Origin of the sequence: Streptomyces sp. NPDC007088, assembly GCF_042869355.1 — a bacterium.
Classification (GTDB): Bacteria; Actinomycetota; Actinomycetes; order Streptomycetales; family Streptomycetaceae; genus Streptomyces.
In genome coordinates this window covers 1-23,768 of the sequence record NZ_JBIAFO010000037.1, presented here as the reverse complement: position 1 = coordinate 23,768, position 23,768 = coordinate 1, and the positions used below count along the sequence as shown (strand labels likewise).

The 23,768-nt window shown below is 71.4% G+C and carries 18 protein-coding genes; 7 read left to right on the top strand and 11 right to left on the bottom strand.

All coding sequences use genetic code 11. The features are described from left to right. Positions 1-52 precede the first annotated feature (52 nt). On the bottom strand, positions 53-193 hold the full coding sequence (locus tag ACFYMP_RS31495) for a hypothetical protein (RefSeq protein WP_388864006.1): 141 nt from the start codon (positions 191-193) through the stop codon (positions 53-55). Positions 194-410: 217 nt separating this feature from the next. After that, positions 411-995 carry a DUF2617 family protein gene (locus ACFYMP_RS31490; protein WP_388864004.1) on the bottom strand — a complete coding sequence of 195 codons (585 nt, stop codon included), beginning with the start codon at positions 993-995 and terminating at the stop codon, positions 411-413. A 1,080-nt stretch (positions 996-2,075) separates the two neighbouring features. Between ACFYMP_RS31490 and ACFYMP_RS31485 the strand changes: the two genes are divergently transcribed. Continuing rightward, positions 2,076-3,278 (top strand): pyridoxal phosphate-dependent aminotransferase, encoded by a 1,203-nt coding sequence (locus ACFYMP_RS31485; RefSeq protein WP_388864002.1) that lies wholly within the window; start codon positions 2,076-2,078, stop codon positions 3,276-3,278. A gap of 201 nt (positions 3,279-3,479) precedes the next feature. Here ACFYMP_RS31485 and ACFYMP_RS31480 read toward each other — a convergent pair whose 3' ends face one another. Next, positions 3,480-3,917 carry a hypothetical protein gene (locus ACFYMP_RS31480; protein ID WP_388864000.1) on the bottom strand — a complete coding sequence of 146 codons (438 nt, stop codon included), beginning with the start codon at positions 3,915-3,917 and terminating at the stop codon, positions 3,480-3,482. Positions 3,918-5,720: 1,803 nt separating this feature from the next. Between ACFYMP_RS31480 and ACFYMP_RS31475 the strand changes: the two genes are divergently transcribed. Beyond that, a complete protein-coding gene (locus ACFYMP_RS31475) occupies positions 5,721-7,073 on the top strand; it encodes a mannosyltransferase family protein (protein ID WP_388863998.1) in 1,353 nt (450 codons plus the stop codon). 52 nt (positions 7,074-7,125) lie between these two features. On the opposite strand, the gene ACFYMP_RS31470 is transcribed toward ACFYMP_RS31475, so the two are convergent. Together ACFYMP_RS31470 and clpB are read right to left on the bottom strand one after the other, a co-directional pair. Then, positions 7,126-7,689, bottom strand: coding sequence for a YbjN domain-containing protein (locus tag ACFYMP_RS31470; protein WP_388863996.1), 564 nt, complete (start codon positions 7,687-7,689; stop codon positions 7,126-7,128). 169 nt (positions 7,690-7,858) lie between these two features. Next, positions 7,859-10,540, bottom strand: a complete 2,682-nt coding sequence (gene clpB, locus ACFYMP_RS31465; RefSeq protein ID WP_388863993.1) for an ATP-dependent chaperone ClpB — start codon at positions 10,538-10,540, stop codon at positions 7,859-7,861. 276 nt (positions 10,541-10,816) lie between these two features. Here clpB and ACFYMP_RS31460 point away from each other — a divergent pair, with 276 nt between their 5' ends. After that, positions 10,817-11,221 carry a pyridoxamine 5'-phosphate oxidase family protein gene (locus ACFYMP_RS31460; protein WP_388863991.1) on the top strand — a complete coding sequence of 135 codons (405 nt, stop codon included), beginning with the start codon at positions 10,817-10,819 and terminating at the stop codon, positions 11,219-11,221. A 155-nt stretch (positions 11,222-11,376) separates the two neighbouring features. On the opposite strand, the gene ACFYMP_RS31455 is transcribed toward ACFYMP_RS31460, so the two are convergent. Further along, positions 11,377-11,700, bottom strand: coding sequence for a (2Fe-2S)-binding protein (locus ACFYMP_RS31455; protein ID WP_388863989.1), 324 nt, complete (start codon positions 11,698-11,700; stop codon positions 11,377-11,379). Continuing rightward, a complete protein-coding gene (locus tag ACFYMP_RS31450; protein WP_388863987.1) occupies positions 11,697-12,110 on the bottom strand; it encodes a hypothetical protein in 414 nt (137 codons plus the stop codon). The genes ACFYMP_RS31455 and ACFYMP_RS31450 overlap by 4 nt, the downstream gene beginning before the upstream one ends. A gap of 144 nt (positions 12,111-12,254) precedes the next feature. Between ACFYMP_RS31450 and ACFYMP_RS31445 the strand changes: the two genes are divergently transcribed. Beyond that, entirely contained in the window at positions 12,255-13,277 is a 1,023-nt protein-coding gene (locus ACFYMP_RS31445; protein ID WP_388863985.1) for a helix-turn-helix transcriptional regulator, read from the top strand. A gap of 75 nt (positions 13,278-13,352) precedes the next feature. Here the strand turns inward: ACFYMP_RS31445 and ACFYMP_RS31440 are convergent, their stop codons facing one another. From ACFYMP_RS31440 to dnaK, 4 genes are all read right to left on the bottom strand, one after another. Next, complete coding sequence (locus ACFYMP_RS31440) at positions 13,353-13,811, bottom strand: heat shock protein transcriptional repressor HspR (protein WP_388863983.1); 459 nt, start codon at positions 13,809-13,811, stop codon at positions 13,353-13,355. Between the two features lie 2 nt (positions 13,812-13,813). Continuing rightward, entirely contained in the window at positions 13,814-15,013 is a 1,200-nt protein-coding gene (dnaJ, locus tag ACFYMP_RS31435) for a molecular chaperone DnaJ (RefSeq protein ID WP_388863981.1), read from the bottom strand. Between the two features lie 114 nt (positions 15,014-15,127). Next, a complete protein-coding gene (grpE, locus tag ACFYMP_RS31430; RefSeq protein WP_388863979.1) occupies positions 15,128-15,808 on the bottom strand; it encodes a nucleotide exchange factor GrpE in 681 nt (226 codons plus the stop codon). Beyond that, positions 15,805-17,661, bottom strand: coding sequence for a molecular chaperone DnaK (gene dnaK, locus ACFYMP_RS31425; protein WP_388863977.1), 1,857 nt, complete (start codon positions 17,659-17,661; stop codon positions 15,805-15,807). The genes grpE and dnaK overlap by 4 nt, the downstream gene beginning before the upstream one ends. A gap of 664 nt (positions 17,662-18,325) precedes the next feature. Here dnaK and ACFYMP_RS31420 point away from each other — a divergent pair. From ACFYMP_RS31420 to ACFYMP_RS31410, 3 genes are all read left to right on the top strand, one after another. Then, positions 18,326-20,644, top strand: coding sequence for a heterodisulfide reductase-related iron-sulfur binding cluster (locus tag ACFYMP_RS31420; RefSeq protein ID WP_388863975.1), 2,319 nt, complete (start codon positions 18,326-18,328; stop codon positions 20,642-20,644). Between the two features lie 204 nt (positions 20,645-20,848). Further along, entirely contained in the window at positions 20,849-22,315 is a 1,467-nt protein-coding gene (locus ACFYMP_RS31415; protein ID WP_388863973.1) for a VCBS repeat-containing protein, read from the top strand. A gap of 236 nt (positions 22,316-22,551) precedes the next feature. Then, positions 22,552-23,625 carry a Yip1 family protein gene (locus ACFYMP_RS31410; RefSeq protein WP_388863971.1) on the top strand — a complete coding sequence of 358 codons (1,074 nt, stop codon included), beginning with the start codon at positions 22,552-22,554 and terminating at the stop codon, positions 23,623-23,625. Positions 23,626-23,768: the final 143 nt, after the last annotated feature.

Below are 23,768 nucleotides of genomic sequence, written 5' to 3'. Positions count from 1 at the left end.
CGCCGAGCCTACCCAGGACCCGGCGATCCGCACCTGCGGATGCACGGTTGCCTCACATCTCCACCGCCACCACCGCCCCCACCACCGACACCGCCCGCCCCGGCACTCGCACCCGTCGGCTCCCGCGCTCGCACTCGAACTCGCCCTCGCCCTCGCCCTCGCCCTCGCCCTCGCCCTCGCCCTCGCCGAGCAACGCACAGGCACCCGGAACCGGAAGCGGAGCCGGAGCCGGAACCCGAGCCGCAGAGAGCCGGCACTCCCCAGGCCGTCGTGAAGACAGCCAGGCCGACAGCCCGGACGACGACGGGAAGGGCGGCCGCGACGACAGCCAGAAAGGCAAGCGAGGAAGTTACGTAGAGTCGCGATTCATTCACGATGACTACTCTACGTAACGAACAAGCGATCCCCGGTCACCCACACGGGTGAAACTGAGGAAGCCGTCGGCGCGCCCCTCGCCCTGCGGCGACACCGGCCCCCAGCCTCCCGAGCGACACTCGCCCCGCCAGCCGGGTGCGCGTCGCGACGAGCTGCCCTTCCTGCGGATAGGCGTGCCAGGTGCGCCACTGCGTCTCGCCGTCGCGACGCTGGGCCAGCAGGGCGGTGAACGCGTCGGGACTGCCGGGGAAGACCCCGACCAGCCCGTGCGGGTGTTCCGCGATGAGCGCGATCAGCTCCTGGGCGCGCCCCTCGAAGTGGCTGGCGGGCAACTCCTCGACGTGTGCCGCGAAGTGGTAGTCGAAGGGCCCGACCTGCTCGGCGACCCCGATGGGCAGCGGGTTGCCACTGCCGGGCAGACAGGCCACCGTCTCCGAACAACTCCCCCGGTCGTCCTCGATGAGGATCTGGTGCGAGGCGCCGAGCAGCCTCAGTTGCAGGGTCGCGTCGTCGAGGGTGAGGTCGAGGGTCGCCAGAGCCGGGAGGGGCTCCCGGCCCAGGGCCCAGGCGAGATCACTCGCGCGCGTATCGGTGTACGTGGTTTTCAGTTTCGTGAGCATGGTTCGGCTCCACAGGCGCGCAAGGAGGGGTGGCGGGCTCCGCCCTCGGGACGGACCGGTGGGATCCGGGACCGGCCGCGCCCCCGGGGCCCGTTGTGCGGACGGGGCGAGGTGAGGGAGTAGCCGACTCGCACCCCGGTACGCACCCGGGGGCGTGGACGGGACGTTCGAGGAGCGGCGACGTTTTAGAGGGAATCATGAACTCTGAGGCCCTGACAGCCTTTTCGCCCTTCTCCTGGGGGTTTTCCATCCCCCAGAGGGCCGAACGGTTCACATGTTCAACAAACCCGAAAAACGGATGGGCGTTCGGTTGCGTGCGCCATCCGCACCACCTCCGCGCGCCGGGCGCACCCCCTGACCTTCACCGGCGCACACCGCACCCCTTCCCACCAGCACCCAGCCCGTCTTGACCCAACCCGCCCCTGACTCAACCCAAACCGCCCCCACCCCTCCGTAAGCCGCCCGCATGCCGCCCGTACGCCGCCCGTTAGCCGCCCGTGAGCCGCCCATATGAAGGCAGGAAGGTAGGAACAGCAGACGAACGTGCCCCGGCCCCGAGGAGCGAGCTCCTGGGTGCCGGGGCACGGACGGACCAGCTGCCCCGTGTCAGCTGCCTCCGCCACACCCGCCGCCGCCCCCGCACGAGGACCCGCCCCCACAGGAGGAGTGCGAACCTCCGCCACCGCAGGAGTGGTGTCCACCGGAATGCCCACCCGAGTGACCGCCGGAGTAGTGACCGGACCCGGAGGACGAGGAGCCGGAGTCGCCCCATGCCCCGGCCCACCAGCTCGCCTCCGTACCGTGGTATTCCGAACGGCGGCCGACACCGCCCCGGCCCCGGCCCCGGCTCTGGCCCCTTCGCACCAAGGCGCTGACGACCACCACCGCGCAGATCACCGCGAAAACGACGAACACGGCGCCGGATTCTCCCCAGCTGGTGAACATGGCGACACCCCCGATCCTGTCCCCCGTGGGCGGCTCCCCAAAGGCGCCGCCGCGTGTGTGCTCCGGAGATGCCCATCCCGTTTCCGGGCCAAAGCAGAGTTGAGGAAGTCCAGAGCTTCGGCGCAGGATGGCGCCATGACCTCCACGGACAGCACAGCCCAGGGCGCCGGGAGGTCCGCGCGCCCCCTCCTGAACCCACGGCTCGCCGAGTTCGGCACGACGATCTTCGCGGAGATGTCCGCGCTCGCCGCCCGTACCGGCGCCATCAACCTCGGCCAGGGGTTCCCCGACACCGACGGCCCCGCCCAGGTGCGGGAGGCGGCGGTACGGGCGCTGCGCGAGGGCAGGGGCAACCAGTACCCGCCGGGCCCCGGCGTCCCGGAGCTGCGCACGGCGATCAGCGCCCATCAACAGCGCTTCTACGGCCTCGACTTCGACCCCGACACGGAAGTCCTGGTCACGGCGGGCGCGACGGAGGCGATCGCCGCGTCGATGCTGGCGCTCGTGGAGCCGGGCGACGAGGTCATCGCCTTCGAGCCGTACTACGACTCGTACGCGGCGAGCATCGCGATGGCCGGCGGCGTCCGGGTCCCGCTGACGCTGCGCGCCCCCGGCTTCCGCCCGGACCTGGACGCCCTGCGCGACGCGGTCACCCCGCGCACCCGCCTGCTCCTCCTCAACAGCCCGCACAACCCGACCGGCATGGTCCTCACCGGTGCCGAACTGGCCGCGATCGCCGAACTGGCGGTGGAGAAGGACCTGTTGGTCGTCACGGACGAGGTCTACGAGCATCTCGTCTTCGCCGGTGAGCACCGCCCCCTGATCTCGCTTCCCGGAATGCGTGACCGCACGGTCTCCATCTCGTCGAGCGGCAAGACGTACTCGTTCACCGGCTGGAAGGTCGGCTGGGTCACGGGTTCGCCGGAGCTGGTCGCGGCGGTGCGCTCGGCGAAGCAGTACCTGACCTTCGTCAGCGCGGGCCCCTTCCAGTACGCGATCGCCGAGGCGCTCGCCCTCCCGGACAGTTACTTCACGGACTTCCGCGAGGACCTGCGCGCCAAGCGCGACCTGCTGTCCGCCGGGCTGCGCGAGGCGGGCTTCGAGGTCCACGAACCGCAGGGCACCTACTTCGTCACGACGGACGTGGCACCCCTCGGCGAGAAGGACGCCGTCGCGTTCTGCCGCGCCCTCCCCGAACGTTGCGGAGTGGTCGCGGTCCCCAGCTCCGTCTTCTACGACGACCCGGAACCCGGCCGCACCCAGGTCCGTTTCGCCTTCTGTAAAAAACCGGACATCCTCCGGCAGGCCGTCGCTCGTCTGGGACGGCTGGCCGCCTGAACGTGCCGGTGTCCGGCATGAGGACGCGACGGCGCTACGGCGCGACAACGTGACGATGCGACGACGTGAGGTGTGAGGGCGCCACGGCGTGAGGGCGCCACGGCGTGAGGGCGCTACGGCGCGACGGGGACGGCGTCCGGGGCCCGGGGACGGGGCTCGGAGCCCGGGTACCGCCCGGAGCCCCGGGCCCCCCGGGGCGCCTCACCCCTTCAAGGACACCGCTCCCTGCTCCAGCGCCGCCCGCACCAGGGCCCGGCCCCGGGTGACGATGTCGGTGGCGCGGGCTCTCGCGGCCCGTTCCTCCTCGGTGACGGCCGCACAGCTCGCACACCGGCCCCGCTCCCGTACCGGACGGCCGCAGTCCGCGCACTCCGTCCACCGTGGACGTCCGGCGAGTCGCAGCGGCCCCGGTCCGGGGGCGCACGCGGGTTTCGGCGGCCGGGGCGCGGGCGGGAGTTTCCGGGTCAGGCGATCGCGCAGCAGGGCGACCGCCGAGTGCAGTTGGGTGGGGAGTCCGCCCAGCAGGGCGGCGGCCAGGTCCCGTTCGCCGTAACCGCGCTCCAGCCACTCGTTGACCAGCGGCGCGAGAGTCAGGGCCTCGACCGCACCGATCCGCAGCCGGGGTTCCGCGCGGACCACGCTGCACAGCGTGGACGCCGCCCGCGCCACCCTCTCCCCCTGGGGACGCTCCCCTCGCCCGGAACCGTCCGAAACGGACGGGGACGCGGACGCGGACACGGCCGCGAGCACGGGGCCGGGCACGGGCACAGAGGCGGAGGCGGCCGAGGCCGAACCCGAAACCAATGCCGAACCCAATGCCGACGCCGAAGCCGAAGCCGAAGCCGAAGCCGACGCCGACTCCTCCCCCACTCGGTCCCCGGCCCCCGGGCCCCGCCCTCGTCCTCCCCCTCGCGCTCTCCCCCGCTCTCTCCCGCTCCCGCCTCCCGAGGCGGAGCGCTGCGCGGGGAGGGAGGGTTCTTTCCCGCTGTTCTTTACTGGGTGGACGCCGGGCGCGCCGGCCCTCAGTCCACCGGGACCCGGGAAACCGGTACCCGGGACGTCAGCTCCCGGGGCGGAGCGCGGCACGTCGTACACGTGTACCTCGGTGACGAAAGTGCCGTCCGGGCGACGGATCTTGTTGACCCAGTAGTAGCCGAGCGAGGCCAGTTCGCGCAGGCCCCTGGCGACCGCGATACGTCCCTGGGGGCTGCTGTCGGCCATGTGACGGCCGTCCTCCGACCAGTTCTCGGGCCGGGAGAGGAGATCGACCAGCAGACCGCGCGCGGTGTAGGACAGGCGGCGGTCCTGGAGGAGAAGGTTCGGGAGGACCGTGAAACCGCGCGTGTGACGGCTACGATGAATACGCATGAGGAGGTGCATCCTTGTGCCGGACCCCGGAGCGTTGGCGCGCTGCCGGGGTCATCTACGTGACCGCCACCGTGGCGCGGTCACTTTATGAGTTCAATCCGTGACAGAAAGTACCACGGGTCGCGCGAGGTCGCGCGCGGCCGTTCCCGCCCCCGTTCCGGCGGTCCGGCCCGCTCCACACCCCCCTGCGCGCTCCCCGCCGGTCCCCCGGCCGCCCACTGAAACAGCCCCGGACCGCCTGCTCACGCAGTCTCGAACCGCCTCCTCACGCAGCCCCGGACCGCCTGCCGACCGGCCTCGGTCCGCCCTCTGACCGCCCCCGTCCGTTCTCCGCCCATCGCGAGGCGGGGCGGCACGGATGACGGCGGGGGAGGCGTCCACCGGGACGCCCGTCGCCGCCCGATCGGGCGGCATCGTGGGGCCGTGCGGCTTGTCCTGCTGAGCCGGTGGGCGCGGCGTCGCACAGTGCAGCCTGTGAGCGAACTCGTGAGGGCCGACACCGGTAGCGGGCGGACACGGACCACTCGGACGACAAGGACCACCCGGGCAGGGGCCAGCCCGACCGGGATCACCTTGACAGCAGCCGTACGAGCGGGAGCCATCAGGGCGGGAGCCCTCGGGGCGAGGATCTGGACGCTGCCCCGGACCGGGGACTGGACACGGGAGCCCCGCCCTCCGGCGCGCTCCCGGCCCCGCCGCCCGACCGGCGGACGCCCCGCCCCCGCGACGGACGCGGGACAGACCAACAGGACGAACAGGACCAACAGGGCCGACAGGGCCGACAGGGCCAACAGGGCCAACAGGGCCAACAGGATTGACGGGCCCGGCAAAACCCCGGAACCGGCGGCCGACGGCGGCTCCCAGGGGCCGGAGCCGACGGCAGGGACCCCTGGCACAGCCACCCCCGGCGGACGGACCGTCCGCGCGCGCGAGGGGCTGACCGACCGGACCGGCCGGACCTCTCGGCGTCACCCGACCGGCCCGGGTTCCGGCCGGTGGCCCAGTGAGTCGCCCCGTGAGTCGCCCAGTGAGTCGCCCCGTGAGTCGCCCGGTGAGTGGCGTGAGCGGGCCGGGGTGGCTCTGCGGTCGGCGGCGCCCGCGCTCCTCGTGTTCGTGGCCGCGCGCCTGTGCGGGGCCCTCGTCGCGCTCGTGGTCTGCCTGCTCGGCGACCTCCCGGCCTACGACCACCTGCTGCGGATCTGGGACGCGCCCTGGTACCAGCACATCGCCGAGCACGGCTACGGCGCCGTACGCCGGTCCTCGCACTACCCGGACCTGCTCTACCGGGACGTCGCCTTCTTCCCGCTCTACCCGGCGCTGATCCGGACGCTCGCCTTCCTCCTGCCGCTGTCCGTGCCGGTGGCCGCGCTCCTGCTGTCCCTCGCGGCCGGACTGCTCGCCGTCTGGGGCGTGCACGCCCTCGGCGTACGGCTGTGCGGACGTCCCACCGCCCTCGCGCTCGCCACCCTGTGGGTGCTGCTCCCGCACGCCGTCGTCCTGTCGGTGCCCTACAGCGAGTCGCTGCTCACCGCCTGCGCCGTCTGGTCGCTGTACGCGCTGCTCACCGGCCGCTGGGTGTGGGCGGGCGCGCTCGCCGCGCTCGCCGGCCTGGCCCGGCCCAACGGCGCCGCCGTCGCGGCCGCCGTATGCCTGTACGGACTGTGGGTCCTGTGGTCCCGACGGCGCCGGAGAGCCTCCTGGCCCGACAAGCGGCGGCGCCCCGGCCCGAGCCGACTGTGGCTCGGGCGACTGCGGCTCGCGCACTTCCCCGGCCTCCCCGGCCTCCCCCGCCTCCCGCGCCTCCCGCGCCTGCCCCGCCTGCCCGCGCCCCGCGCGCTGCGGCGTCTGTCCGGCTGGGCGCGCACTCCGGAGCCCTCGCTCCGTCCGGCCGTCCCGGGCCCCCACCCGGGTGCGGCCCGGGTCTGGGCCGGGACGCTGCTCGCCCCGGCCGGCTGGACCGGGTACGTCCTGTACGTGGGAGCCCGTCAGGGCGACTTGGTCGGCGGGTACTTCGCGGTGCAGGACGACTGGGGCTCGTCCTTCGACTTCGGGCAGCGCATGATGCAGCTCGTGGACCGGCTGGAGATCGGCACGACCCGCTGGCTGTACGTCGTCGCCCTGCTCGTCCTCATCGGGGCCCTGGCGCTGTTCACCACACTGCTGACCCGCAGGTGGGCTGCGCTGCCGGGGGCCCTCGTGGTCTACGCGGGGGTCCTGGTGCTGATCGCCGTGGGCGGTTCCTCGTACGTGAGCTGCAAACCGCGCTTCCTGCTGCCGGCCTTCCCGCTGCTGCTGCCCGCCGCCGCGTTCCTGGCCCGGACGGCGAGAACCCGGCCGAGGGCGGCGACCGTCTTCGTCGTCGTCCTCGCCGGGTTCTCGGCGGGCTACGGGGCGTACCTGCTCACCGGCGCGAGCGCCGCCCTGTGACGGGCCAGCGCCCGGGACCGAGGAGACCCCCCGCGTGCCCGGGGGGCACTCGCTAGCCCTCGGGGTTCTCGGGGTTCTCCGGCTTGTCGGAGCCCTCCGGCTTGTCGCCGTCGGCCGCGTCGGCGATGTCCTGCTCCAGGCCGAGCTGCTCCACGAGCCAGCGGTCGAACTCGATCGCGGCCCGCACCCAGCTGACCGTGGAGGACACGAAGTGCTCCAGGCTCACCCCGGTCCCGATCAGCATCTGGGCCTCGCCGATGAGGCGGACCGAGCCGTCGTCGTGGGTGTGGCTGTAGACCTTCGGCCACAGGGTGCGGCGGTTCCAGTCGTCGATCGCCTCCAGCAGCTGGGGCTTGTCGTCGATCCTGTGCTCGCGGTCGTAGAACGTCCGCACCGAGAACACCTGCTGCTCGTTCTCGCCGCGGAACATGAAGTAAGTGCGGAACTCCTCCCACGGAGCGGCGAGGTCACCCTCGTCGTCCACGACGTACTTCAGCTCCATCTGCTCCAGGAGCTGCTTCACGAGGTCCTGATCGGGGACGACGGGGCCCGCCGGTCCTTGGGGCTCGGGCTGGCTGCCCCCGAAGTTCGGAATCGAGGACGGGTCGATGCTCACCGTGTATTTCCCTTCGTACGGATGCGGCCATCCTCCCCCATGCGCGGTGGGGGCTGGCAAGCCCCGCCCGCGCCCGGTGCTCCCCCTGTCGCGAACTGGCCCGTCCGGCCCACAGAGCAGGGCCCTCGTGAACCGGCGGGCCAGGTCGCGCCCTCGGGAGCCAACCGCTCTACAGCGTCTTCCGCGGCGGCTCCGGCGCGGCCCCGCGGCCCGCGTCGGAGTCGCTCCCCGCCCCCGTACCGCCGTCGGCCGCGGCCCCGCTACCGCCCGTCGCCGGGCCCACCAGCAGCTCGTCGCCGAAGCGCTCGACCCGGACCGTGTCGCCGTCGGTGACCTCGCCGGCCAGGATCTCCCGGGCCAGCCGGTCCCCGATCGCCGTCTGGATGAGGCGGCGCAACGGGCGCGCCCCGTACGCCGGGTCGTTGCCCTCCAGCGCGAGCCAGGCCAGCGCCTCGGGAGTGACCTCCAGCTTCAGGCGCCGGTCGGCGAGCCGCTTGGCGAGGCGGTCGACCTGGAGCCTCGCGATGTGCGCCAGCTCGTCCTGGCCCAGCGCGGAGAACACCACGACGTCGTCGAGCCGGTTGACGAACTCCGGCTTGAACGAGGCCCGTACGACCTCAAGGACCTGCTCCTTCTTCTGCTCCTCCGGCGTCAGCGGGTCCATCAGGAACTGGCTGCCGAGGTTCGAGGTCAGGACCAGGATCGTGTTGCGGAAGTCGACCGTGCGGCCCTGCCCGTCGGTGAGCCGCCCGTCGTCCAGGACCTGGAGCAGGACGTCGAACACCTCGGGGTGCGCCTTCTCCACCTCGTCGAGCAGCACCACGCTGTACGGGCGCCGCCGCACCGCCTCGGTGAGCTGGCCGCCCTCCTCGTACCCGACGTATCCGGGCGGGGCGCCGACCAGCCGGGCGACGCTGTGCTTCTCGCCGTACTCGCTCATGTCGATGCGGACCATGGCGCGTTCGTCGTCGAACAGGAAGTCGGCCAGCGCCTTGGCGAGTTCGGTCTTCCCGACGCCGGTCGGGCCGAGGAACAGGAAGGAACCGGTGGGCCGGTCCGGGTCGGCGATCCCCGCGCGGGTACGGCGCACCGCGTCGGAGACGGCCGCGACCGCCTCGCGCTGCCCGATCAGCCGACGCCCCAGCTCCTGCTCCATGCGCAGCAGCTTGCGCGTCTCGCCCTCCAGCAGACGCCCGGCCGGGATGCCCGTCCAGGAGCCCACGACGTCGGCGATGTCGTCGGGGCCGACCTCCTCCTTGACCATGGTGTCCTTCGCGGCCTCCTCCTCGGCCTGCGAAGCGGCCTCCAGATCCCGCTCCAGGCCCGGGATCTCCCCGTACAGCAGCTTGGAGGCGGTGTCGAAGTCCCCGTCGCGCTGGGCGCGTTCGGCCTGACCGCGCAGGTCGTCCAGCTTCTCCTTCAGCTCACCGACCCGGTTGAGGGACTGCTTCTCCTTGTCCCAGCGCGCGGTCAGCCCGCGCAGCTCCTCCTCGCGGTCCGCGAGGTCCTTGCGCAGCTTCTCCAGCCGCTGCACCGAAGCCGGGTCCGTCTCTCTCTTGAGCGCCAGCTCCTCCATGCGCAGGCGGTCCACGGACCGCTGCAACTCGTCGATCTCGACGGGCGAGGAGTCGATCTCCATGCGCAGCCGGGAAGCGGCCTCGTCGACCAGATCGATCGCCTTGTCGGGCAGGAACCGCGAGGTGATGTACCGGTCGGAGAGGGTCGCCGCGGCCACCAGGGCGCTGTCGTTGATCTGCACCTTGTGGTGCGCCTCGTAGCGGCCCTTGAGCCCGCGCAGGATCGCCACGGTGTCCTCGACGGTCGGCTCGGCGACCAGGACCTGCTGGAAGCGGCGCTCCAGCGCCGGGTCCTTCTCGATCCGCTCGCGGTACTCGTCCAGAGTCGTCGCCCCGACCATGCGCAGCTCGCCGCGGGCCAGCATCGGCTTGAGCATGTTGCCCGCGTCCATCGCCGAGTCCCCGCCGGCGCCCGCGCCGACGACCGTGTGCAACTCGTCGATGAACGTGATGATCTGGCCGTCGCTGTCCTTGATCTCGGACAGCACCGTCTTCAGGCGCTCCTCGAACTCGCCGCGGTACTTCGCGCCGGCCAGCATCGCGCCGATGTCGAGCGACACGAGCCGCTTGCCCTTCAGCGACTCGGGGACGTCCCCCTTCACGATGCGCTGCGCGAGGCCCTCGACGACGGCCGTCTTGCCGACGCCCGGCTCGCCGATGAGCACCGGGTTGTTCTTGGTGCGCCGCGACAGCACCTGCACGACGCGGCGGATCTCCTGGTCCCGGCCGATCACGGGGTCGAGCTTGCCCTCGCGGGCGGCCTCCGTGAAGTCGGTGCCGAACTTCTCCAGGGCCTTGTACTGGCCCTCCGGATCGGGTGTGGTCACCCGGCGTCCTCCCCTGGCGCGCTGGAACGCCTCCAGCAGTTGCTTGGCGCCGGCGCCCTGCTGCTTCAGCAGGTCACCGGCCTGACCGCCCTTGTCGGCGATGCCGATGAGCAGGTGTTCCGTCGAAAGGAACTCGTCGCCCAGCTCCTTGGCCCGGTCCGCCGCGTCCTGCACGGCGGCCAGCGCCTCCCGGTTGGGCTGCGGCGGGGCGACCGTGGAGCCCGTGACGCTCGGCAGCTCACCGAGCAGCCGCTCCGCCCCGGCGCGTACGGCGGACTGGTCGGCGCCCACGGCGGCGAGCAGATCCGTCACGTTCTCGTTGTCCTCGCCCGTGAGCAGCGCGAGGAGCAGGTGCGCCGGTGTCAGGTCGGGGTGGCCCCCCGACACCGCCCGCGCACTGGCCGCATTGATCGCGTCCCGGCTCCTGTTGGTCAGTTCCGCATCCACGCCGCACTTCCTCCTCGCACTCGATGCCGACGCGCGCTCCCCGCGTCCGCGTTCCCGTCCCTACGCCGGCGCCCGTATGCCAGTGTCCGCATACCTGTGTCCCGCGCACGGTGATCAGCCGCCGGCCTCGCAACACTGACTCCTCCAACGTGCACAAAGTTGAGTCTATTCCACTCAAGGGCATACGTGCGAGTCCCCTCCGGCTTTCACCTGTACGCGTGAGAGGCGGCGGAGCGGCGAACCGGGGGCCGGCTTCCGGGCGATAGATTCCGCGACATGGCCATCGACCCCGGCAGCCCCGGCGCCTCCTACCTCGACTTCTGGCGCGAGCGGCACGTCTGCACCCTCACGACACCCCGGCCGGACGGCACCCCGCACGTGGTGCCGGTCGGCGTCACGTACGACCCCGAGGCCCGGGTCGCCCGGATCACGACGAGCAAACTGAGCAAGAAGGCCCGCAACATCCTGGCGGCCGGGCCGGAGGGCGCCCTCGTCGCGGTGTGCCAGGTCGACGGACGCCGCTGGGCCACCCTGGAAGGCCGCGCGAGGCTGCGGGCGGACGAGGAGACCATCGACGAGGCGCTACGGCGTTACACGGCACGCTACGGCCGTACGCCCGGCCCCAATCCGGACCGCGTGATCATCGAGATCGCCGTGACCCGCGCCCTCGGAAACGCCTGACCCACGCCGGGGCCCGGCCCCGGACATGGCCCGGCCCCCGTCGTGAGGGGGGACACGACGGGGGCCCGGCATGGCAGCGGCGTCACCGGGTTCAGGTCCTCGGTGACGCCGCTGCTGGGGGAAAGCGCCTGTGCGACATGACAACGGGGGATCGCTCAGGCGCTGCGGGGGGTGACGACGGCGTCCGACCAGTCGGCGACCTCTTCGTGGTCGCGCCGGTCGAGGTTGACGAAGATCATTCCGTACCGGATCACGCACCGCACGGGCTGCGGTGCGCCCCTGGGGCGGCGGAGACAGCGGTACGCCCTGACGTCCTCGGCCTGATCCCGCACGACGACGACCGGCTCCCCGAAGAGAGTGACCATCAGCGAATCGCCGTCGTGGGGGATCGCCGTGACGAGATCGATGAAATGCCATCCGGAGCGGTAGGCGGTGGCCATCTCGCGCCGGAACGTGCGGTCGTCAGGTGGTGTGGTCATGCCTGAACGCCGCCCTGCGGCGCGGGTGGCGCGGGGTACCACACCAGATCGGCGGGGACGGCCTTCGGCGTGGTGTTCCACACCAGATCGGCCGGGACAACGGTCGGAGCCGTGTTCCACACGAGATCCGTGGGAGTCGCCTGCGGCCCGACGTTCCACACCAGATCCGTCTGCACCGCCCTCGACGGCGTGTTCCACACCAGATCCGCATGAGTCACCCGCGGCCCGACGTTCCACACCAGATCCGCCGGAGTCGCCCGCGGCGGCGTGTTCCACACCAGATCCCCGGACTGGGCGGCCCCCACCGGGCGGTCGGCGGCCTGCGCCATCCCGCCGGCCACTCCGACGAGCGTCGTCGCCCCCAGAACCAGACCGACGGAGAAGGCTGTCGTGCGGGCCGAGCGAAGCATTCTCTTCCCCATAAGCGGCTTCGTCCTCACTTCCACATCATCCTCTCCCCCGTACGACAATGACGATGGCTCATTGCACGGTCCCCCCGCCACCGGGGCGATGCATCATGTTCCTGCACGTTCAGGACCCTGGGGGGTGGATCTATGGCCACAAAAGACACACATCCGACACATTCTCACTCTGTGGCGGAGCTTTGCGAGGAAGGCCGCCGAATCTACTCCGCGGCGCTGCGCGCCGGCCGCATCGCGCGCAAGGAGGCCGACGCGGCGCCCTGCCTCATGGACTACGCCCTCCTGCGTCCCGATCCGGACAACACCGAATGGCTCCGCCCGGTCCCGCCGAGCCTCGCCCTCGCGCAGCGGCTACAGCCCATCGAGCAGGAAATCCAGCAACACCGGCTCACGGCGGTCGCTCTCGCCGACTCTTTCGAGCCCTTCATGGCGATCAGCGTCCAGGACCCGGCGACCACGCACGCCATCACTGTTCTCGAAGGTCTTCCGCGCATACAGGCGGCCATAGAACTGGCCATGTCAGAGAGCCGAACAGAGATCCTGACCATTCAGCCGGGGGGCGGGCGGGGGGAGGACGTCCTGACCAAAGCGCTGGAACTGGGCCGCCAGGTCGCCTCACGCGGTATCACCATGCGGACCCTCTACCAGCACACGGTACGGCACAACCAGGGCACCTACGCCTACGCGGAACGCATGGGAAAACACACCGTGGAGATCCGCACGCTGGAGGAACTCACCGAACGACTGATGATCTTCGACCGGTCGGTCGCCTTCATTCCCGCCCAGGACGACCGCAGCGTCGCCCTCGAACTCCGGCACCCCGGGATAGTGGACTACCTGGCCCGCGTCTTCGAACAGTTCTGGGCCCGCGCGGTACCGCTGCTGGAGTCCCCGCCCTACGCCCCGCCCACCGACGGCATCACCGGCATCCAGCTCTCCATCGCGCGCCTCCTGATCGAGGGCCACGTCGACGAGGCGATAGCGCGCCGTCTCGGGATGAACGTCCGCACCTGCCGCGCGCACATAGCCAAACTGGCCGCCGCGCTCGGAAGCGGAAGCCGCGCCCAACTCGGCTATCTGGTGGCCAAATCGGGAATCCTGGAGGAAACGGGAAAGCCGGAGGCCGCGCCGGGCCCCGGCGCGGCCCCGAGATGAGCTGAGCGTCAGCGACGGCCGGGGCCGGGACGGCGAGACCACTCCGCGTCCCGGCGCCGGCCCCGAACCGCGCCGCTACTCCGCCCCAGAAGAACGTTTCGGCTTCGGGCGCCACACCACCAGCGCGCTCGTCTGCTGCACTTCCTGGTAGGGGACCAGATCCCTGCGGTACGAGGCGTGCACCTGAGCCTCCCGCTGCCGCATCGCGGCCGCCGCGCCGTCGACCGCCGCCGACAACTCGGCGACGTGCTGCTCCAGCGCGGACACCTGCTGCTCCAGCTCGATGATCCGCTTGATTCCGGCCAGGTTGATGCCCTCGTCCTGCGAGAGCTGCTGCACCTGGCGCAGAAGCTGGATGTCACGGGCCGAGTAGCGCCGGCCCCGGCCCGCCGTACGGTCCGGGGAGACCAGCCCGAGACGGTCGTACTGCCGCAGTGTCTGCGGATGCAGCCCCGACAACTGGGCCGCCACCGAGATGACGTAGACCGGGGTCTCCTCGGTCAGCTCGTACGGGTTCCTGCCTCGGCCGTCCATGGTCATGCTCCCTTCGCGGCCTCGAACAGCGCCGCCCGCGGGTCCTCCCCGGCGGTGGCGTCGCGATACGACTCCAGGGCCTCGCGGGCCCGCTCGTCGAGATCCTGCGGAACCGAGACCTCGACGGTCACCAGCAGGTCGCCCCGGGTGCCGTCCTTACGGACCGCGCCCTTGCCCCGGGCGCGCATGGTGCGCCCGTTGGGGGTACCGGCCGGCAGCTTGAGGGTGACCGGCGGTCCACCGAGCGTCGGCACCCGCACGGCGGCGCCGAGCGCCGCCTCGCTGAAGGTGACCGGCACCGTGACCGTCAGGTTGTCGCCCTTGCGGGCGAAGACCGGGTGCGCCTCGACGTGCACGACGACGTACAGGTCACCGGCGGGCCCGCCGCGCTCACCGGGCGCGCCCTTGCCGCGCAGGCGGATGCGCTGACCGTCGCTGACCCCGGCCGGGACGCGCACCTGCATCGTGCGCGAGGACTTGGCCCGGCCGCTGCCCTTGCACACCTCGCACGGGTCCTGGGCGATCAGCCCGCGGCCCTTGCAGTCCACACACGGGTCGGTGAGCGAGAAACCGCCCCCGCCACCGCGCGAGACCTGACCGGTGCCGACACAGGTCGGGCAGACCCGGGGCGTGCCGTTCTTGTCACCGGTGCCCGAACACGCCTTGCAGGGCTCCTGGCTGGACATCCGCAGCGGGACCGTCGCCCCGTCCACCGCCTCGGTGAAGCTGAGCGAGACCTCGGACTCGATGTCCTGGCCCCGGCGCGGCTGCGTCGTCGTACGGGTGCCCTGGCCGCCGCCCCGGTTGAACAGGCCGCCGAAGACATCACCGAGACCACCACCGAAGCCGCCACCCGCGCCGGCGCCCGCACCCGCTCCCGCGGGGCCGCCGCCGAACAGGTCGCCGAGGTCGAAGTTGAAGGAACCGCCCGATCCGGCCGCCCCGCCGGGGCGGAAACCGCCGCCCGCGAACAGACTGCGCGCCTCGTCGTACTCCTTGCGCCGCTTCGGGTCGCCGAGGACGTCGTTCGCCTCGGAGATCTCCTTGAAGCGCTCCTCGGCCTTCGCGTTGCCCTTGTTGGCGTCCGGGTGGTTCTCGCGGGCGAGCTTCCGGTACGCCTTCTTGATCTCTGCCTCGGTGGCGTCCTTCGGCACGCCGAGGACCTTGTAGTAGTCCTTCTCGATGAAGTCCTTGGTGCTCATCCTCGACGTCCCTCCTTTCCGAGCGGCGTCCGTCCCGGCCGCTGCCCCGACTTCTGCCGCTGTGCGAGCGGCCCGGCCGGATCACGCGATCCGGCCGGGCGCCGTCCTGCTCCGTCAGCCCTTGTCCGGGCCACCGTTCTCCTCGTCCGCCGACGGGGACTTCTCCTCGTCGGCCGCCGCCTCCTTGGCCGGCTGGGCCCCGGGCTGCGGTTCGGCGACCGCGACCCGGGCGGGCCGGATGGTGCGCTCGCCGAAGCGATACCCCGGCTGGAGGATCGCGACGCACGTCGTCTCGGTGACGTCCGGCGCGTAGCTGTGCATCAGGGCCTCGTGGATCGTCGGGTCGAAGGGCTCGCCCTCCTCGCCGAACTGCTGCAGGCCCATCTTCGAGGTGATCGCCTCCAGGGAGTCGGCCACCGACTTGAACCCGCCCGTCAGCTCCTCGTGCTCACGGGCCCGGCCGATGTCGTCGAGCACGGGCAGCAGCTCGCCCAGGAGGTTCGCCACGGCGATCTCCTTGACGGTCACGCGGTCCCGCTCGACGCGCCGACGGTAGTTCTGGTACTCGGCCTGGAGCCGCTGCAGGTCCGCGGTGCGCTCGCCGAGCGCCGTACGTACCTGATCCAGCTGGGCCGTCAGAGCCACGTTCTGCTGTGCGTCCCCGGCCGGGGCCGTGCCGCCCGCCTCCTCGGAGGCGGACCGGCCGGCCTCGGCGGCGGCGTCGGGGGTGGCGCCGTCGGAGACGTCAGCGGGCTCGTCCTTGTCGTCGAAGCCCCCCGGAGTCTCCTCGGTCATGCGGCGCCGTCCTTACGGTTGTTGTCCTCGTCGACGATCTCGGCGTCGACCACGTCGTCGTCGGCCTTGGCCTGACCGGCCTCGCCGGCGCCCGCGGCGCCCTCGGCACCGCCGGCGGCCTGCGCGTCGGCGTACAGGGCCTGGCCGAGCTTCTGCGAGACGGCCGCGACCTTCTCCGTGGCCGTCTTGATCTCGGCGGTGTCCTCGCCCTTGAGCTTCTCCTTCAGCTCGGTGACGGCGGACTCCACCTCGGTCTTGACGTCGGCCGGGACCTTGTCCTCGTTGTCCTTGAGGAACTTCTCCGTCTGGTAGACGAGCTGCTCGCCCTGGTTGCGGGACTCGGCGGCCTCGCGGCGACGGTGGTCCTCGTCCGCGTACTGCTCGGCCTCCTGGCGCATCCGGTCGACCTCGTCCTTCGGCAGCGAGGAGCCGCCGGTGACGGTCATCTTCTGCTCCTTGCCCGTGCCGAGGTCCTTCGCGGTCACGTGCATGATGCCGTTGGCGTCGATGTCGAAGGACACCTCGATCTGCGGGACCCCGCGCGGGGCCGGCGGCAGACCGGTCAGCTCGAACATCCCGAGCTTCTTGTTGTACGCCGCGATCTCGCGCTCGCCCTGGTAGACCTGGATCTGCACGGAGGGCTGGTTGTCCTCGGCCGTCGTGAAGATCTCGGAACGCTTGGTCGGGATCGTGGTGTTGCGCTCGATCAGCTTGGTCATGATGCCGCCCTTGGTCTCGATACCGAGGGACAGCGGGGTGACGTCGAGCAGCAGGACGTCCTTGACCTCGCCCTTGAGGACACCGGCCTGGAGCGAGGCGCCGATGGCGACGACCTCGTCCGGGTTGACGCCCTTGTTGGCCTCCTTGCCGCCGGTCAGCTCCTTCACGAGCTCGGCGACGGCCGGCATACGGGTGGAACCACCGACGAGGACGACGTGGTCGATCTCGCTGAGCGAGATGCCGGCGTCCTTGATGACGTTGTGGAACGGGGTCTTCGTCCGGTCCAGGAGGTCGGCGGTCAGCTGCTGGAACTGGGCGCGCGTGAGCTTCTCGTCCAGGTGCAGCGGGCCCTCGGCGGAGGCCGTGATGTACGGCAGGTTGATCGTGGTCTCGGTGGACGAGGACAGCTCGATCTTCGCCTTCTCGGCGGCCTCGCGCAGACGCTGGAGCGCCATCTTGTCCTTGGCCAGGTCCACGCCGTGACCGTTGTTGAACTGCTTGACCAGATAGTCGACGATGCGCTGGTCCCAGTCGTCACCACCGAGGTGGTTGTCGCCGTTGGTCGCCTTGACCTCGACGACACCGTCACCGATCTCCAGCAGGGAGACGTCGAAGGTACCGCCACCGAGGTCGAAGACCAGGATCGTCTGGTCGTCCTTGTCGAGCCCGTAGGCCAGGGCGGCGGCGGTCGGCTCGTTGACGATGCGCAGGACGTTGAGGCCCGCGATCTCACCGGCCTCCTTGGTGGCCTGGCGCTCCGAGTCGTTGAAGTACGCGGGGACCGTGATGACCGCGTCGGCCACCTTCTCGCCCAGGTACGCCTCGGCGTCCCGCTTCAGCTTCTGCAGGATGAACGCGGAGATCTGCTGGGGGTTGAAGTCCTTGCCGTCCAGGTTGATCTTCCAGTCGGTGCCCATGTGGCGCTTGACCGACCGGATGGTCCTGTCGACGTTGGTGACCGCCTGGCGCTTCGCGACCTCGCCGACGAGCACCTCGCCGTTCTTGGCGAAGGCGACGACGGACGGCGTGGTCCTGGCGCCCTCGGCGTTGGTGATGACGGTGGGCTCGCCGCCTTCGAGAACGCTGACGACGGAGTTAGTCGTGCCCAGGTCGATGCCGACCGCACGTGCCATTTCGGGTCCTCCAGATGACTTGAGTGGAACAGGCTCAAGGATGCAACAGAGATCTCCCGCTGTCAACAGACCTGAGCCATGGGGGCTCAACTCTTATTTAGCCCTTACGCGCAACCCCCGGAAGCCGCACCCGGAACGGCGCGGCCCCACCCGCCCCCGCGTCCGCTTCACTAACGTATGTCCACTTCAACGCACGCCCGCGCCGATATAAGCCGGCACAGCCCGTTCCGGCACCGGTCCGCCTCGACGTAAGTCCACCTCGCCGTGAATCCGCCGCCTCGACCCAAGCCCGCTCCGACGTAAGTCCGGCCCCCGCCCTCAGGACAGGACCACCCCGCAGACCACCCGCCAGACCACCCGCCCCGGCCCCCCGCCTCCCCGGCGCCGGGCCCCGCACACCTCCGCGGACACCCCGGAACACGACCGGCCCGCCATCGGCCACCCCCGTGCGGCAGATCACCGCGCACCCGCCTGCCCACGACCCCGGAGAGTGGGTACCCTCCATACAGACCGGATAAGTTACCGCTTAGTAAGATCAGTGAACCGTGCCGGCGCCCGCCCGGCCGACCGCACCGTCCAACCCGCCCTCCCGGGGCCCCGCCCCCGTCAGGACGGCGGCCCGCCCCCGCCCCCCATTCGTACGCGCAGGTTCGAGGAGCCCTCCATGCAGCTCGCCGCGATCATCGTGTCGCTGCTTCTGACCGTGGTCGGCGTGGCGCTCATCTCCCGAGCAGTCGCGCAGATCTTCCGCCACGTGAGACTGGGCCAGCCGGTCCCGGCGGGCACCCGCACCGACCGGTGGAAGCAGCGCAGCATCACCCTGACGAAGGAATTCGTCGGGCACACCCGGATGAACCGCTGGGGCATCGTCGGTATCGCCCACTGGTTCGTCGCGGTGGGCTTCCTGACGCTGGGCCTGACGATCGTCAACGCCTACGGGCAGCTGTTCCAGGCCGACTGGATCCTCCCGTGGATCGGCACCTGGCCGCCGTACGAGGTGTACATCGAGTTCATCGCGCTGTTCACCACCCTCGGCATCCTCACGCTGATGGCGATCCGCCTGCTGAACCTGCCCTCGCGGGCCGGCCGCAAGTCCCGCTTCACCGGTTCCAAGCTGGGCCAGGCGTACTTCGTCGAGTACGTCATCCTGATCATCGGGCTCGCGGTCCTCATGCTGCGCGGCCTGGAGGGCGCCCTGCACCACGTGGAGGGCTACGAGGCGAGCTACTGGGTCAGCTACCCGCTGGTGGCCGCCCTGCGCGGCCTCGACCTCCCGACGCTCCAGAATCTGGTCTACCTGACCGCCCTGATCAAGCTCGGCGCGACGATGATCTGGGCGATCACGGTCGGCCTCAACACCAACATGGGCGTCGCCTGGCACCGCTTCCTCGCCTTCCCGAACATCTGGTTCAAGCGCAACGCCACCGGCGAGACCTCGCTCGGCGCGCTCCAGCCGATGACCAGCGGCGGCAAGGAGATCGACTGGGAGGACCCCGGCGAGGACGACGTGTTCGGCGTCTCGCAGGTCGAGCACTTCTCCTGGAAGGGCCTGCTCGACTTCTCCACCTGCACCGAGTGCGGCCGCTGCCAGTCGCAGTGCCCCGCCTGGAACACCGGCAAGCCGCTCTCCCCCAAGCTGCTGATCATGTCGCTGCGCGACCACGCGCACGCCAAGGCCCCCTACCTGCTGGCCGGTGGCGGCAAGGACATGGAGGGCAACGAGAAGGCCACGGCCGAGCAGCTCAAGGACGTGCCGGCCGCCGCCCTCGCCGAGGCCGAGCGCCCCCTCGTCGGCACCGCCGAGCCGGCGTCCGAAGGCGGCTTCGCCGCGGGCGGCGTCATCGACCCCGACGTCCTGTGGTCCTGCACCACGTGCGGCGCCTGCGTCGAGCAGTGCCCGGTCGACATCGAGCACATCGACCACATCGTCGACATGCGCCGGTATCAGGTCATGATCGAGTCCAGCTTCCCCAGCGAGGCGGGCACGATGCTCAAGAACCTGGAGAAGAAGGGCAACCCCTGGGGCCTGGCCAAGAAGCAGCGGCTGGAGTGGACCAAGGAGGTCGACTTCGACGTCCCCGTCGTCGGCAAGGACGTCGAGGACCTCACCGAGGTCGACTACCTCTACTGGGTCGGCTGCGCCGGCGCGCTGGAGGACCGCGCGAAGAAGACCACGAAGGCCTTCGCGGAACTGCTGCACATCGCGGGCGTCAAGTTCGCGATCATGGGCGGCGACGAGAAGTGCACGGGCGACTCCCCGCGCCGCCTCGGCAACGAGCCCCTGTTCCAGCAGCTCGCCGCCGAGAACGTCGCGACGCTGAACATGGCGTACGGCGAGTCCCTCGACGAGGAGGGCAAGGTGGACCCCGCCACGAAGAAGCCCCGGTCCGCCAAGAAGATCGTCGCGACCTGCCCGCACTGCTTCAACACGATCGCCAACGAGTACCCGCAGCTCGGCGGCGAGTACGAGGTCATCCACCACACGCAGCTGCTCCAGCACCTCGTGGACGAGGGCAGGCTCACGCCCGTCACCCCCGTCGAGGGCCTGATCACCTACCACGACCCCTGCTACCTGGGCCGGCACAACAAGGTCTACACGCCGCCGCGCGAGATCATCGCCAAGGTCCCGGGCCTCAGGAACGAGGAGATGCACCGCCACAAGGAGCGCGGCTTCTGCTGCGGCGCCGGCGGGGCCCGGATGTGGATGGAGGAGCGGATCGGCAAGCGCGTCAACAACGAGCGCGTCGACGAGGCCCTGTCCCTCAACCCGGACATCATCTCGACGGCCTGCCCCTTCTGCCTCGTCATGCTGACCGACTCGGTCAACGGCAAGAAGAACGACGGCCAGGCCAAGGAGTCCGTGCAGGTCGTGGACGTCGCCCAGCTCCTGCTGGACTCGGTGAAGACCCCGGCGGACCCCGAGCCGCCCGCCGCCGAGGCCGACGCCCCGGACCCCGAACCGGCACCGGCCCCGGCGAGCTGACCGGACGCGGTTGCGGCGCCCGCGGGACAGTGGGGAGGGGGTGAGGGACGGGGGCCGAGGCCCGTGCCCCTTCACCCCCTCCCCACTGTCACCTCACATTCCCCGCCCCTCCCCCACAACCCTCCGGCCCCTCCAGAGGTCATCTCTCTGCCGACAGGCCGCGAACCGCTTCTGTTGCCGTTCGCGCACGCGCAGGAGAACTCCATGCCTCAGTACCTCCGCACCGCCCTCGCCGCGACCGCCGCAGCCGCCCTCACCGGCGGACTGCTGGCCCTCTCGGCCACCACGGCGAGCGCCGCCCCCGCCAAGGCCCCGGGCCGCGCCGACGCCGACTTCAACAACGACGGCTACGCCGACGTCGCCGTCTCGGCGCCGCTGGCCTACGTCTCCGGCAAGAAAGAAGCCGGGGCCGTCACGGTGATCTACGGCGGCAAGACCGCCAACCGCTACGCCACCTACTCCCAGAACTCCGCCGGCGTCCCCGGCAACGCCGAGGCGGTCGACCGCTTCGGCAGCGACACCGCCTTCGGCGACTTCGACGGCGACGGCTACGACGACCTCGCCGTCGGCACCCCCGGAGAGGACGTCGGCAGCGACCAGGACGGCGGCTCGACCGTCATCCTGTGGGGCTCCGCCTCCGGTCTCAAGGGCGGCACCGAGGTGAAGGACCCGCGCCCCGGCAGCCACGACATGTTCGGCGGCACCCTGGAGGCCGCCGACTTCAACGGCGACCACAAGGACGACCTCGCCGTCGGCACGGCCTCCGGGAACACCACGATCGACGTCGTCCGCGGCGGCTTCACCCGCACCAGCGGCACCGGCAAGGGCTCGTACACCGTGACCCCGGCCCTCTGGAGCGGCAAGGGCAACGGGATCACCGGTCTGCACTCCGGTGACGTCAACGGCGACGGCCGCGAGGACCTGATCGTCGACGGCTTCGCCAAGGACGACGACTACAACGCCAACTTCTGGCTGCCGGGCACCGCCTCCGGCGTCACCACCAAGGGCGCGCAGAAGCTCCCCGGCGGGCTCATCACCGACGTGGGCGACACCAACGGAGACGGCCTCGGCGACATCGTCATCGGCCTCGTCTGGGACAGCGGCATCGCGCACGCCCACACGGGCGGTACGGCACTGATCGTCAAGGGCAACAAGGCGGGCCCCGCCGGCGGCGGGATACAGACCTTCACGCAGGACACCGCCGGAGTGCCCGGCGCCGGCGAGAAGAACGACATGTTCGGCTACGAACTCGACCTCGGCGACGTGAACGGCGACGGCCACCTCGACCTCGTCGTCGGCGCCGCCAACGAGACCGTCAACGACAAGACGGGCACCGGCTCGGTCACCGTCCTGTACGGCGCCGCCAACGGCTCCGGCATCACCGGCCAGGGCGCGCGCTTCCTGAGCCAGGACACGGCCGGCGTGCCCAACTCGGACGAGGCGTACGACGGCTTCGGCGGCGAGGTCCACGTCGACGACCTCGACCACGACGGCCGCGGCGACGTGGTCGTCGGCGCCGCCGGTGAGAACGACGGCAACGGCGCGGTCTACGCCCTGCACTCCAACACCAACGGCACGCTGACCTCGCCCGCCGGCGTCTACACCTCGACGGCCGGAGTCGGCATCTCGGGCTCGGGGAAGCCGGCGTTCGGCTTCAACTTCGCGGACTGACGGGCGGAGCGGGCTCCGCCGGGCCCCGCGTCCTGAGCGCCCCGACGTCACGCGGACGGCCGGGGAACCCGCGCTGACCTGGGCGACCGCGGGCTCCCCTGCTGGGACAGAGCAGTAACGGACCAGTAGGGGAACCCGCGGGGCGACCCGTAGGGGATGTCACAGGTCGGCCGCAAAGGCCCCCGTGCGTACACTCCCGTCCGCCGACCCGCCCACGAACGGGTACGTTCGTTGACGTGGCTGGATTCAGGATCGGACGCGGCCGGGACAACCGCACGAGTGGGCAGCAACGCCCCGGACCTGCGCAGGGGCAGGGCGGACAGCAGTACGGAGGGCCCGCACAGGCCCCGTACGGCGCTCCGCGCCCGCACCCCCCGCAGGCTTCGCGACAGCAGTACGGCACGCCCCCGCAGGCCCCGGCCCGCGGCGGCCAGCAGTGGCCGCAGACCAACGCGGGCCACGGGGAGCCCGAGTACTTCGGCGAGCCGCGGGGACACGGCGGCGCGGGCGGCGGCCAGGGCTCCTACGGCTATCCGCAGGGCGGCGGCCAGGGCGGATACGGCTACCCCCAGAGCCCCGGACCGGCCCCGGGACAGGGACACGGCGGCCACGGCGGCGACCGGCGCCCCGCCCCCGGCCAGGGCGCCCCCCACGACCCCTACGCGCCGCACAACAACCCCGGCCACACGCAGGCGTTCTCGATCGGCGAGGACCCGTACGGCCAGGGCAGCACCTACCAGGCGGGCCAGGCAGCGGCCCCGCCCGCGGGCCCGCGGCTGCGCTGGAAGGAACTGCTCAGCGGCGTCGTCCTGCGCCCCTCAGCGACCTTCATGCAGATGCGCGACTACCCGATGTGGGGTCCCGCGCTGGTCGTGACCTTCGTCTACGGCCTGCTCGCCATCTTCGGCTTCGACGGCGCCCGCGAGGACGTCATCGACGCGACGATCGGCACCGCGATCCCGTACGTCCTGACCACGGGCGTCGCCATCACGGTGAGCGCCTTCGTCCTGGGCGTCGTGACGCACACCCTGGCCAGGCAACTGGGCGGCGACGGCTCCTGGCAGCCCACCGTCGGCCTCTCCATGCTGATCATGACGATCACGGACGCCCCGCGCCTGCTCGTGGCGATCTTCGCGGGCGGAGACGCCTCCTTCGTCCAGATCCTGGGCTGGATCACCTGGCTGCTGGCGGGCTTCCTGTTCACCTCGATGGTCAGCCGCTCGCACGACCTGCCGTGGCCCAAGGCCCTGGGCGCGAGCGCCATCCAGCTGATCGCCCTGCTGTCGATCATCAAGCTGGGCACGTTCTAGCGGACGTGGACGGCGTACCGCAGACCTGCGGGCGGACGGACGGCGGGGGGGGGGGCCCCGGGCCGGGGGCGGGGCCCCCCCCCCCCCCGGGCGGCCGCCGCCCCCCCCCCGGGGCGCCCCGGGGGGGGGCGCGGGGGGGCGGC